Origin of the sequence: Frankia torreyi, from assembly GCF_000948395.1 — a bacterium.
Lineage (GTDB): Bacteria > Actinomycetota > Actinomycetes > Frankiales > Frankiaceae > Frankia > Frankia torreyi.
On record NZ_JYFN01000066.1, the window covers coordinates 1 to 12653 of the forward strand.

Here is a 12653-nt window from a genome sequence, read left to right on the forward strand (position 1 = left end):
GTTCCCCGCCAAGAAGCCGATCGACAAGCACCTCGCAGGACCGCCGCCCACCGTGGTCACAGTCCTGATCCGAACCTAAAGTTCCTGGTATTGCGTCGACACCTGGCGGCGGCACAAAGTCTCGTTCGTGCTGGTGGAGAACGGCACACTGCCGGAGAACATCACTTACACCCGGGCGCTGTACCTGGCCATCGAACGGTACGGGCGCGAGGAGGGGTTCGGCCGATTCGTGCTCTGGCGCGACCACGACCTGATGTGGCAGAGCGAGCCGGGCGCGGGCAAGTACGGAACCTTTCCCTACCCGCACGCGGTCGCCCCCGTCGACTCACCGCACATCCAGTATCTGGTCCAGCACGCCGAGGCCCGCCGCCGGATGCTGCACTGGCAGCCCGACCTGCGTCACCTCGCGGTCCTGCCGAACACGTTCAGCGCGCCGCCGGCCGCCGTCGACGAACACAACGCCGGTTTCCGTCGGGACCACGGCATTCCGGCGCAGGCGATCCTCATCGCCCGTCCCACCCGCCTCATCCCGCAGAAGCGCATCGACCGCGACATCCATCTCCTCGCGGCACTGCTCGCCCATCCACGGCTGCCCGACGACATTCACCTGTTCGTCACCGGCGACCGGGTGGAATCCCCGACCGAGTACGCGCGTCTCGCCGCGTTCGCCCGGCGGCTCGGGGTGGCCGACCGGGTGGTGTTCGGCGGCTGGCTCGCCCCGCACGCCGGCGAGGTGGGTCGACCGGCGGGGCGCGGTTATTCGGTGCGGGATCTGCTCGCCCACGCCGACCTGGTCTCGTTCCTGACCTCCGGCGACTACGAGAGTTACGGCAATCCGATCGGGGAGGCCATCGCCGCCGGCGTCCCGTACATCACCACCGGCTATGACCTGTACGACGCGGTGTACGGCAGCGCGGGATTCCAGGCGCCGGTGATGGATCTCGCGGCCGGCGACCTGCCGACGCCGGACTTCGTCGACGCCGTCGCGGACCTGCTCGTCGACGCCGAGACGCGCCGGCGGACCGTCGCCGTCAACCGCCGGCTCGGTGCCCGACGCCTCGCCCGCAGCCGTCGCCAGGTCCGCGACCTGCTCGACGGGATGGTCGGGCCGGCGGCGGCACCACGGCCCACGCCGATGGACGCCGGCATCCGGATGAGCGTCGTGCTGCCGGTCTACAACGAGGCCGCGAACCTGCCGGCGGTGCTGGCGTCGCTGCACGGCCAGTGCGGCGACGACGGGACGCCGCTGCGGGACAGGGCGCCGTACGAGGTGGTGGTCGTCGACAACAACTCCACCGACGCCACCGTCGACGTCGCCCGCGGGTTCGCCGCCACGCATCCCGACCTCCCCGTCCAGGTGATCCATGAGGGCGAGCAGGGGGTCGCCTGCGCCCGCCGGGCGGGCATGCAGTTCGCGGTCGCGCGCAGCCGGGCCCGGGCCGAGGCCGAACCGGCCCGGCGGTTCTACCTGGTCTCCGCGGACGCGGACTGCCGGGTCGACCCCACCTGGCTGTGGGAGCTGTTCGTCGCCATGGAGGCGGGAAAGGCGGCGATCGGGGTCTGTGACTACTACTACCGCGCCGAGCATTTCGCCGGCCGGCCGCGGCTGTGGGCCGCGATCGACCGGACCCTGCGCTGCCGCGCGGTGACCTTCCGCCTGTTCGGCGGATTTCCCGACGGAAAGGGCTTCGCGGTCGAGCGCGGCGCGTACGAGAAGGTCGGCGGAATCGAGATCTTCTATCAGGTTCAGGACGGCCGGTTCGTCCCGCACCTGTCCGACGACTGGGATTTCGGCATCGCGGTGCGGGGATCCGGCGAGGAGATCGTGTACGCCCCGAGATCGCGGGTCGAGATCAATCCCCGGCGGGTCGACCACGCCCTGGACGAGGTCATCGCCGGCCGGGCGTACGGCCACGGCGGCACGATCGTGATGCGCGACATCCGGGACCCCGACCTTACCGTCGACGGAGCCCGGGACCTCACCGCGGCGCAGGCACGGCAGGCGTGGGAGTTCTCCGTCAAGGACTTCACGCCGAAGAACACGATCCTGCCCGTCCTGCTCACCCCGTCCCTGCTCGACGACGCCGCCGTGGCGGATTTCTTCACGCCGTCGTTGGCCCGGCGGCTGGGCCGCCGCAGCGCCGAGATCATCGCCGAGATGCGCGTCGTCGACCTCACTCCGATCCACGCCTACAAGACGCCGAGCTACCGGTTGTACTTCGAGTTCGCCGACGAGATCTTCGCCCGGCTGCGCGCGACGGCGGGGTCGGACATCGGCCGTCCACCGCCGCTGCCGACCTGCCTGCGTGAGGTGCCCGCCGGCCGTTTCCGGGAGTTCGTCCGCTATTACTGCGAGGACCGGGAATCGGGCGCGGCCCACGACTACTTCGGCAACGGCGGGGTGTTCTGATGACGATCGTCGGCGAGAACGCGGAACTGGCCTCTCTGCGGGAGATCGACCCGTCGTACCCGACTCCGACGGTGCTGTCCGTACTCGGCGCGCCGCAGAACCGGGAACTGCTGGACTACGTCGCCCGGGATCCGTTCGGTGCGCACGTCTTTCCCGGCGATCTGGCCGACCATCCGCCGGAGCTTTTTCTCGCCGACCTCGCCGACCAGCTCGTCGACACCGCGCCCATCCACCTGTGGTCCTACATTCCGACCTGTTCCTACCGCTGCCGGTTCTGCCAGTACCCGACGGTCCTGATCGCCGGTGAACCCGCGGTGGCCGCGGCCCGGGCGGCCCGGTGGGTGGATCTGAACATCGCCGAGGCTCGGCTCTGGCTCGACCGGGTGCCCACCCTGGCGGCTGCGCCGGTCGGCGAGTTCAACGTCTTCGGTGGCACACCGTCCCTGCTGCCCGCCTCCGCCATCCGCAGGCTTCTCGGGTTCTACCGGGAGAACTTCGGCTTCACCCCCGACACCGCGATCCGGTTCGAGGGCGATCCGAGCAGCCTCACGGCCGAGCAACTGGAGACACTCGCCGAGCTCGGCGTCACCAAGCTGTCCTGCGGCGTGCAGTCCTTCGACGACCGGGTGCTGGCGCAGTCCGGCCGGCCGCACACCGGCGCGCGGTGCGTGGAGTTCATCCGGGACGCCCAGCGGCTGGGGTTCGCCTGGATCAGCGTCGACCTGATGTACGGCCTGCTGGACCAGACCGTCGACAGCGTCCGCCGGGACCTGGACGTCGTCGTGGACACCGGACCGACCGCGGTGGTCTGCACGAAACTTCACCTGCGGCCCTATGCCGAGACAAGGACCGGGGTCGCCGGGGAGCGGCCGGCGGCCTGGCAGATTCCCGCCTACCGCGACCGGCTCGCCGCCGCCGGCCATCGTTGGCCGACGCTCGGCGAGCAGTACCAGATGCGTGAGGTGCTCACCGACGGGCTGGCCGGCGCCGGTTATGTGGAGCATCCGACCATGTACTTCGCCCGCGCCGGGTTCGGTCCCGAAACCTGGAAGTCGATCATGGTGGATCAGGACCGGCAGGAGGCCGAGGTGGCGATCGGCCTCGGCGGCAGCTCGAGCTGCCGTGCCTCGGAGGCGATCACCGAGGTGGCCTGGGGGCGCTACACCGCGGCCATCGAGTCCGGCCGGCTGCCGCTGGCGTCCGCGACGTCGTTCTCGCCGGCCGCCCGTGAGTCACGGGCGGTCCGGATGGCCCTGTCCACCCTGCAACCGCTGCGTGATCGCCTGCACCGCGCCCGGTTTCCCGGCAGCTCCCTGCTCGCCGAGCCGTGGCGGGGCCGGTTCCGCGCCCTGGCGGACCGCGGGCTGGCCGGCGTCGACGAGTCCGCCGGGACGGTGACGCTGACCCGGGACGGCCGGACGCTGGTCGAGGCGATCATCAACACCGCCCTGTGACGGGTGGGTCGGGGCGCTCGGCGGTCAGCAGTGCACGGTGTGCAGGAGGGCCGAGACCGCGGCGAGTCTCAGCATGATCAGTTCGTTCGCGTCGAGGATGTGCCGCAGCCCGTCGGGTTGGGCGAGCTGGTCCGTCAGCCGGATGCGCATGGACCGGTCGTAGGCGATCCGCCGGCCGGGCCCGGCCCGCTTCGCGGCGTACATCGCGAGGTCGGCGGCGTTCAGCAGCTCCTCTCCGTCGCCCAGCTCTTCGCCGTCGCCCAGCTTGGGGCCGGACAGGGCGAGGCCGACGCTGCCGGTCAGCACGATCGGGCGCTCCCGCAGCTGGGTCGGTACCGCCAGCGCCGCGAGCACCCGGTCGGCGATCGCCGCCAGATCCGCGATGCTGGCCACGTCCTCGCACAGGACGGCGAACTCGTCGCCGGCGAGCCGGCCCACCACGTCACCGGGTCGCACCGCCTGTCCCAGCCGGACGGCGGTGGCCCGCAGCACCTCGTCGCCGGCCTGGTGTCCGAGGGTGTCGTTGACCGCCTTGAAGCCGTCGAGGTCGATGAAGAGCACCCCGACCCGGCGGTCGTCGTGGCGGGCGCGGCGCAGCGCCCGGTCGAGGTGGTCGAGCAGCGCGGTGCGGTTCGGCAGCCCGGTGAGGCCGTCGTGCAGGGATCGATGGCGGATCTCGTTCTCCATCCGAAAGCGGATGGCCGCCGATCCGAGCACCGCGGCGACGGAGTGGAGGAACCCGGCGTCCTGCTCGGTGAACGCCTCCGCGCCCGGCGGCCGCCGCACCTCGATCGTCGCGAGGACCTGGTCGGCCCGCCCGACCGGGACCGTCAGACCGTCCGCTGTGGCCTCATCCGCGGTGTTGGGCGGGACGCGTCGATCCACGCGGGCGAGCAGGCCACCCCGCTGTCCGTACTCGTCCACGTCGTGGGCCTGCACGAGGTCGGCGCCGAGATGGTCGGCCAGTGCTGTCACCGCGCGTTCCCACAACGCGGCCGGAGACTCGGCCTCCAGCGCCCGCTGGCCGAGGTCGGCGATCACCGCCTGTTCGGCGGACCGGACCCGCAGGTTCGCCACGGCCTGCTGTCGTTCGGTGATGTCGGTGACCACCGCGGCGACGGAACCCACCTCGCCGCTGTCCGGGATGGGCACGAGATGCACGTCGAGGCAGCGGCCGAACACCTCCACGATCTCGTTGACCCGCTCCCCGGCCAGCGCCCTGCGCATGATCGAGATGGCCTGGGGAAGATCGGCGAATATCGTGAAGATCGAGGACTGGCGCGCCTCCCACAGCCCCGCCGCAGCCTGCGGATTCACCGTCCCCTCGCTCACCAGGACCCGGCCGTCGCGGTCCGCCAGGAAGATCGACACCGGGGTGTTCTCCACCACGAGCCGGAGCCGGTTGTGCGCCGCGATCTCCTCGGACACGTCCTGGAGATGGGCGAGGAAGTACTGTTCCCCGTCGGGATCGGTCAGCAGCGCGATGGTGGACAGGGCGTGGACGACGGAGCCGTCCGGGCGCAGCAGACGCAGCATCATCCGGCTCCGGGACCGACCCGTTGCGAGCCGCAGGCGCGCCTGCGCGGTCCAGCGTTCCCTGTCCTCCGGGACGGCGATGTCCTCCCAGGTCAGGCCGATGACCTCGGACTCGGTACGGCCGAGGACGGCGCAGGCGGCCGCGTTGACGCGCCGGATGCGATGGTCCAACGCACCCGTCTCGGTGACCGCAATGTCCAGTACCTCGAAAAGGTCCGGACGCTCCCCCTGCGTCACGACCACTCACCCACTCCGCCCGACCCGTCCCGAGGGCCTTCTACCCGATCGCGCCCAAGGTAATCAGTCAGACACAATGCGCATCACCGGTGAAGATATCGGCGATAAGCCGTAGGTCACCGGGGTTTGACCAGTTCCTCGTCGCCGGTCGCGACCGGGGAGGTCGGAGGCGCTCGCTACAGTGATTCTCGGCCGTGATCGGATCCTCGGCCGTGATCGGACCAGTCGCACGGGGAGATCGACAGGATGGATGTGGCGAAGGCGGTCCGCCGGGTGATCCCGGGGGATCCGGAGACGGCGCGCGACCGGGTGATGGTGCCGGCACGCTCGCTGTGGCGCAGGGCCTGGGCCCGGCGCGGCATCGACATCACCTCGTCCATGGCGACGAGATCCTGTCTCGTGGTCGCCCCGCACCCCGACGACGAGACGTTGGGGTGCGCGGTGGCGATCCTGCGCAAGCGGGCCGCCGGCACCCCGGTCACGGTGGTGATCGTCAGTGATGGCTCCCGCGGGGAGCCGGCGACGCTGCCGCCGGCGGAGCTGGTCGAGCTGCGCAAGGCGGAGACACGCCGGGCCTGCGCCCTGCTGGACGTCGACGAGTCCGACGTGCTGTTCCTCGGATTCCCCGACGCGGAGCTCACCGAGGAGGTGGAGGCCGTCGCCGCGCGGCTCGGCGAGCTCATCGGCGCCCTCGCGCCCGAGCAGATCCTGGCACCGACCTCCTGCGAGGGGCATCCGGACCACGACGCGACCAACGAGGCGGTCCGCCGGGCGGTGGCGGCGACCGGGTACCGCGGCCAGGTGCTCGAATACACCGTCTGGCTCTGGACGCACTGGCCCTGGACCCTGGGGTACGGGTCGGCGGGCTGGTCGGCGCAGCGGCTGCTCGTCCAGCCGGTCCATCGGTTGCGGGAACGCCGCCCGTTGCTGGTGGACGCACGCGGCCTGCGGGCGCGCCAGCGCCTGGCCCTCGCGGAGCACGCCACCCAGGTGGGGGAGGGGGACGCGGAGCCCGACGCCGCCGCGCCGGTGACCGGCTCGCTGCTCGCGACCCTGCAGAGCCCGTACGAGGTCTACGTCGACGCGGGGGCGCTGAACCACCTCGACTTCGACCGTCCGTGGCGGTCCGACCCCGGCGCCGTCCGACCCCGGTAGCGTCCGGCGCCGGTAGCGGCGCCGGCCCGGCGACGGGCCCCGGGCCGACCTGCACCGCCCACCGGGGCGGCCGGTCGGCCGGTCGGCCGGGGCGCCGCCTCAGCCGCGGGGGGCGGGCCAGTGCCGGCGCCGTTCCCCGGGCAGGTCGGGGTAGAGGGCGCCGGTGGCCGGGGGGCTCGACCGGCGGCGTTGCTGCGGCAGGTTCTGCGCCCCGAAGTGCGCGATGGCGCGCCGGTACGCCTCGACCTTGCGCCGGGCGATGGCCGCGGGTTCGATCTCGACCACGCCGAGACGCCCCCGGGCCCCGAACGCGCTCGCCCGCGCGGGGTCGAGCAGGAACGGCGCCAGCGCGTCGGCCAGCGGCGCCGGATCGCCCGCCGGAACCGAGCACCCCGCCTCCCACCGCTCGACGAAGGGCGCGACCCCGGCCTGGTTCGTGGTCACCACCGGCCGCCCGGCCGCCATCGCCTCGGCGGCGACGATCGAGAAGCTCTCGAAGCGGCTCGGCACCGCGACGACCCGGGCCCGCCGGTAGACCTCCTGGAGCTGGGCACCGGACAGGTGGCCGGTGAACTCCACGTCCAGCCCGAGTTGGAACGCCCGGCGGGCCAGCCACTCGCCCGAGGAAATCCCGTCGATCTCACCCGCCGAGCGCCCCGCGAGGACCAGCCGGTGCGACACCCCCGCCGCGCGCAGCCGCGCCGAGGCGTCGAGCAGGACGTCCACCCCCTTGAAGGCCTCGAGCCGGCCCACGCAGGCGATGGTCGGCGTGGTGTCGGCGACGTCGGGAACGCTCTGCCATGGCTCCGCGTCGAAGGGGTTGGGAATCACCTCGACCTCGCGGTCATCCAGCCAGCCCTGCTCCCGCAGCGTGTCGACGAGGAGCTGGGACGGGGAGGTGACCACGTCGGCCCGGGCGGCCGAGATCCGGTCCAACCGGTCGGCGAGCAGACCCTTCGTCCCGATCGGCTGGCCCGAGAGCCGGACCGTGAGCATGGTCGGGCAGTGCAGGTGGATGGCCAGCGGCACCGAGTGGCGCGCCGCCTGGATCAGGGCCCGGGTCTCGCCGTCCTGCGTCTCGATCACGTCCGGTCGCAGCCCGAGCTGACGTGTCCAGAGGCTGTAGGACAGCGGGAGGCTGGCGCGCAGCGTCAGCGAGTCACGCGGGTACAGCGGCCCTCGAAGCTGGGCTCCGACCCTTCCCAGCGCGCGGCTGACCGGCACCCGCAGTAACGGGCGTCGGTGGACGTGCACCCCGTCCTCCACGGAGTCGGCGATCTGGTAACCCTGCGCGCACAGCACATGCACCTCGTGGCCGAGCCGCGCGAGTGCCGCGGCCAGTGCCGCCGTGTAGGTACCCGCACCGTCCCAGACGACCGGCGGGTACTGCTCGCAGAAGAAGAGAATGCACAGTCGCTGTAAAGAGAGCAATGACTCCGCCACGTGGTGTCCCCGATTCCGCCGTGCCGTAACGAGAGAGTGCGAAGAATATCGCCAATACGTTACTTGGTGGACGGGTCGCGCGTCCGTGTGGTCCGCTGGTTCCGACGAGTTTGAGGGAAACTTAAGGTGACGAGTTGGGGCTGGTACCCCGGTCGTGCCGGTCGCGGCGGTTGCGGGGGGTGGTCCCCGGACGCGCCCGCGCTTGCCGACGAGCGAAAGTTAACATTCGCGTAAGGGTGGAGTGTGGCCAGGCGGTCCGGCGGCCAGCCGGGTCGGATCGTAGGTCTTAGTTACGGTTCAAAGTGGGACCTATCGTCCCTTTCGGCTCCTTGGTGTGGAGAGGGCCGGCGGCGGCGGAGTTCGACGGCCGGGCCGGCGGCGGAGTTCGGCGGTCTCGTCCGTGACAGGCACCGTTGATCCCGTGCCGTTGATCCCGTGCCGTTGATCCCGTGCCGTTGATCCCGTGCCGTGAGCCGACCGCGGTGCGCGGATCCGGCGGACCCCGGCAATCAAACAACCGCGGGCGGGTGCGCTCTTCCCGCCGGCGGGCTGGAAGTGAACCGTCAGGAGCGGTCGAGGTCCAGGTCGAGCATGCGGATGGCGTTGCCTCGCATGATCTTGTAGATCTCGTCGTCGGGGACGCCCGCCATGAGCCGCTCGGCCACCTCCCGGGTGTTCGGCCAGGTGGAGTCGGTGTGCGGGTAGTCGGTCTCGAAGGTGATGTTGTCGATGCCGACGTCGTGCCGGGATCGGACGCCGAAGCGGTCGTCGAAGAAGCAGCCGAAGATGCGATTGTGGTAGTAGTGCGAGGGCGGCTCGGGCAGGCCCCCGTCGCCGAGCCAGGAACGGGCGTCACGCCACTTGGCGTCGATCCGTTCCAGCAGGAACGGAATCCAGCCGATCTGCGACTCGGAATAGGCGAGCTTCAGGTTCGGGTAGCGCACCATGAGGCCCGACCAGAGATAGTCCGACATCGAGGCCATGGCATTGTTGAACGCGACGGAGGCGTTCACCGCGTGCGGCGCGTCCGGCGACGTCGACGGCATGCGCGAGGACGACCCGATGTGCATGCACACGACGGTGCCGGTCTCGTCGCAGGCGGCGAAGAACGGGTTCCAGTAGCCGGAGTGGATGCTGGGCAGGCCGAGGAACGGCGGGATCTCGCTGAACGCCACGGCCCGGACGCCGCGGGCGGCGTTGCGCCGGACCTCGGCCGCCGCGAGGTCGGCGTCCCACAGCGGGACCAGGCACAGCGGGATGAGCCGCCCGCCGGAGTCGCCGCACCACTCCTCGACCATCCAGTTGTTGTAGGCCTCGACGCAGGTCAGGCCGAGCTCGCGGTCGTCGGTCGCCTCGTGGAAGGTCTGACCGCAGAACCGGGGGAACGTCGGGAAGCACAGCGACGCCTCGACCCAGTTCACGTCCATGTCCGCCAGCCGGGCCTTCGGGTCGTAGCAGCCCGGCCTCATCTCGTCGTAGGTGATCGAGGTCAGGGACATCTCCTCGCGGGCGAAGCCGACCGCGGCCGTGGTGCGCTTCTGGACGAAGACCAGATCCTCGAAGACCCAGCAGTCCGCCGGACGCCCGCTCGGGTCGAAATCGTGCGCATATCTGGGGCCGGGGCCGACCACCCGGATTCCGGCGACCCCACGACGCTCGACCCGGGGGCCGCGTTCGCGAAACTTCGCGGGCAGCCAGCTCTGCCACAGGTGGGCCGGCTCGACGACGTGGTCATCGGTGCTGACGATCCTCGGGAGTTCGATCCTCGGGAGTTCCATGCGCGCCTCGCAGCTCTCCGAACCGGCGGATGAGCCCGACCGTAACGTCGGCAAGATGTCGCTTACCTGTCGAGCCGCGACTCGTATCCGGATAAAGCTGACTTTGTCTGCACGAAAAGCCCGGATCGTTCCGGGCCCGTCTTCTGCTCGCGGAACGCTGACATTTGACCGAGGAGTCGGGATATCGTCCAGCATCCGCAGAGTGACACGCGACACACAGCCCATCGCAATTCGTGTACTTCGCGACCGTCGTCGCGAGAGGAGCTGGACATGCGGGCAGACACGCAGGCGCAGCGGGCCCAGGATGCCGGTGCCGAACTTCGCCGGGAGGTGCGCCTGGACGGCCCCGTCGTCGTGGTGGCCGACGGCGCCCGGCCCGACGCCGAGGCGCTGGCCCTGCTGGCGGGCCGCGAGCGGTGGCGACTGGTCGAGGCCGGGGGAGTGGACGCCGCCCGCCGCGCCACCTCGCTCCGCAAGGCGTCGCTGATCGCCGTCGTCACCGACGACCCACGGTTCGCCGTCGAAGTGACCCGCGCAATGTGCCGCTCCTGCGACGCCCCGGTCATCGTCGTGGGCGACCTCGACCCGATGATCCGGGTGCGCGTGCTCACCGACGGGGCGGACCTGGCCCTGCCGACCGGGCTGGACCAGTCCGCCGTGGGGGCGCAGATCATGGCCCTGCTCCGCCGGGTCAGCGACACCTGGGAGCCGACCGTGCGCTACCTGAGCGCCGCCGAGCTGCAGGTCGACCTGTGGGCCCGGACCTGCCTGCTGGGCGGGGCGGAGCTCACCCTGTCGCCCACCGAGTTCCGCCTGCTCGCGTACCTGATGCGCCACCCGCACCGGGCCCTGCCGCGGTTCCGGATCGTCCGCACGCTGTGGGGCAGTGCCGGCGGGCCGGGCGACACCAACGCCCTGCGCATCCAGGTCTCCCGGCTCCGCAACAAGATCACCATTGCGGGGCGGCCGACACCGCTGATCCGCGCGGTGCGCGGCGTCGGGTACGAGTTCACCGAGAACGTCCTGGAGATGGGCGACGACGTCAGCGGCGCCGCCGCCCGGCTGACGTCGCTGACGATGCCACGCACGGTCCTCGACATCGCCCGCCGGCTGCCCCGCGCCTCGCAGACCGCGGCGGCGGAGTTCCTCACCACCACGCTGGTGACCAGTTCCGCCTGCGACGCCGCGGCGATCTTCCGCCGCGGCGGCGGGCTCATGCACCTGGTCGCCGAGCGGGGCAACACCGCGCGGTGGCGGGAGCTGATGGCCGGCGGCGTGCCCTTACGGTCCAGCTTCGCCCAGGTCCACGCGTTCGAGACCAGCCAGCCGACCCAGATCGCCGACATCGTCGGCGGCGCGCACGGCTACCGCGAGACGACCCGCGCGCTGGCGGCCGACGGCTTCCACAGCTGCCTGTTCGTCCCGATCTTCAACGGCCCCACCGCCTGGGGCGGGCTGGGCCTGGCCAGCCGGTCCCGCCGCCCGCTCGACCCGGCCGTCACGACCTTCGGCGTGGCGATCGCCGCCATGTTCTCGCTGGTCATCCGGCCGGCGTCCGAACTGGCGGGATGACCGCACTGGCGGGATGACCGCGGGCCGGCGGTTCACCGGGCCGGCGATCGAACGTCAACCGACATCTTCCCGGCGGTAACGTCCCGCCCGAGGAGGACGATCGATGACATTCACGAACTCCCAGAGCAGGGTCGTTCCCGCACCGGTCCGCGCCGCCGACGCGCACGCGCCCACCCGCCTGAGCCACCTGGCCCTGGTGACGCGAGACGCCGCCGCCACCACCGCCTTCTACAGCACCGTGATGCGGATGGAACTTGTGGCCGCGGTGATGCACGAGCGGGTGCCGTCGACCGGGGACACCATGCCCTACCTGCACATCTTCTTCCGGATGCAGGACGGGTCGACGGTGGCCTTCTTCGAGGTTCCCGACCTGCCCGCCGCGGCGCCGGCCCCTCATCCGGCCCACGACGTCTTCCGGCACATCGCGCTGGAGGTGCCCACCACCGACATGGTCGACGAATGGCGGGAATGGGTGCGCGGCCACGGCGTCGACGTTCTCGGTCCGGTCGACCACACCATCATTTACAGCATCTACTTCTACGATCCCGACGGCAACCGGCTCGAGATCACGACGCCGTTGGTCGCCGACTGGAACGACCGGCCGACCCGGGCCCGCCGGACACTCGAGGCGTGGACGGCGACGAAGGAGCGGGCCCGCCGCGACGGCACCGAGGTGTCGGCCGCGCTGCACGACCTCGTCGTCACCTCCGAGTCGACCACCCTTGGCTGAGAGCCGCCGGATGCTGTACGAACTGCGCCGCTACGAGCTGTTCGGCCACAACCGCGACGCCCTCCACGACCGGTTCGCCGACCACACCGTGCCGCTGTTCGACCGGCACGGGTTTCGTCAGGTCGGCTACTTCGAGACCGTGATCGGTGACGGCCCCGACCTCACCTACCTGCTCGCCTGGGACGGCCTCGACGAACGCCAGCGAGCGTGGGCCGAGTTCCACCGGGATCCCGAGTGGGCCGAGGTGCGCCGGCGCAGCACCGCCGAACACGGGCTGCTCGTGGCGAGGACCCACAGCAGCATCCTGCGCCCGCTGCCGTTCTCGAACCTGCGCTGAC

9 protein-coding genes are annotated in these 12653 nt (G+C 71.3%); 6 read left to right on the plus strand and 3 right to left on the minus strand.

Annotated features, from left to right (window positions below):
- The first annotated feature begins 127 nt into the window (after positions 1-127).
- Positions 128-2410 (plus strand): glycosyltransferase, encoded by a 2283-nt coding sequence (locus FF36_RS26555; RefSeq protein WP_242422894.1) that lies wholly within the window; start codon positions 128-130, stop codon positions 2408-2410.
- A complete protein-coding gene (locus tag FF36_RS26560) occupies positions 2410-3864 on the plus strand; it encodes a radical SAM protein (protein WP_044887929.1) in 1455 nt (484 codons plus the stop codon). The genes FF36_RS26555 and FF36_RS26560 overlap by 1 nt, the downstream gene beginning before the upstream one ends.
- 24 nt (positions 3865-3888) lie before the next feature.
- Here the strand turns inward: FF36_RS26560 and FF36_RS26565 are convergent, their stop codons facing one another.
- Positions 3889-5637: a sensor domain-containing diguanylate cyclase gene (locus FF36_RS26565; protein WP_044887951.1), complete on the minus strand. Its 1749-nt coding sequence runs from the start codon at positions 5635-5637 to the stop codon at positions 3889-3891.
- A 246-nt stretch (positions 5638-5883) separates the two neighbouring features.
- Between FF36_RS26565 and FF36_RS26570 the strand changes: the two genes are divergently transcribed.
- Positions 5884-6792: a PIG-L deacetylase family protein gene (locus tag FF36_RS26570; protein WP_044887930.1), complete on the plus strand. Its 909-nt coding sequence runs from the start codon at positions 5884-5886 to the stop codon at positions 6790-6792.
- Between the two features lie 99 nt (positions 6793-6891).
- Here FF36_RS26570 and FF36_RS26575 read toward each other — a convergent pair whose 3' ends face one another.
- On the minus strand, positions 6892-8235 hold the full coding sequence (locus tag FF36_RS26575; protein WP_044887931.1) for a glycosyltransferase family 4 protein: 1344 nt from the start codon (positions 8233-8235) through the stop codon (positions 6892-6894).
- 563 nt (positions 8236-8798) lie between these two features.
- Positions 8799-10013 (minus strand): amidohydrolase family protein, encoded by a 1215-nt coding sequence (locus tag FF36_RS26580; RefSeq protein ID WP_044887932.1) that lies wholly within the window; start codon positions 10011-10013, stop codon positions 8799-8801.
- Positions 10014-10283: 270 nt separating this feature from the next.
- On the opposite strand from FF36_RS26580, the gene FF36_RS26585 reads away from it, so the two are divergent.
- From FF36_RS26585 to FF36_RS26595, 3 genes are all read left to right on the plus strand, one after another.
- Complete coding sequence (locus FF36_RS26585; RefSeq protein ID WP_044887933.1) at positions 10284-11585, plus strand: winged helix-turn-helix transcriptional regulator; 1302 nt, start codon at positions 10284-10286, stop codon at positions 11583-11585.
- A 103-nt stretch (positions 11586-11688) separates the two neighbouring features.
- Complete coding sequence (locus tag FF36_RS26590) at positions 11689-12315, plus strand: VOC family protein (RefSeq protein WP_044887934.1); 627 nt, start codon at positions 11689-11691, stop codon at positions 12313-12315.
- On the plus strand, positions 12308-12652 hold the full coding sequence (locus FF36_RS26595) for an NIPSNAP family protein (RefSeq protein WP_242419699.1): 345 nt from the start codon (positions 12308-12310) through the stop codon (positions 12650-12652). The genes FF36_RS26590 and FF36_RS26595 overlap by 8 nt, the downstream gene beginning before the upstream one ends.
- Position 12653 lies beyond the last annotated feature (1 nt).

Coding starts and splice junctions, on each gene's coding strand:
- FF36_RS26580 (WP_044887932.1), bottom strand. CDS start 10,013: ATGGAACTCCCGAGGATCGAACTCCCGAGGATCGTCAGCACCGATGAC.
- FF36_RS26590 (WP_044887934.1), top strand. CDS start 11,689: ATGACATTCACGAACTCCCAGAGCAGGGTCGTTCCCGCACCGGTCCGC.
- FF36_RS26570 (WP_044887930.1), top strand. CDS start 5,884: ATGGATGTGGCGAAGGCGGTCCGCCGGGTGATCCCGGGGGATCCGGAG.
- FF36_RS26585 (WP_044887933.1), top strand. CDS start 10,284: ATGCGGGCAGACACGCAGGCGCAGCGGGCCCAGGATGCCGGTGCCGAA.
- FF36_RS26560 (WP_044887929.1), top strand. CDS start 2,410: ATGACGATCGTCGGCGAGAACGCGGAACTGGCCTCTCTGCGGGAGATC.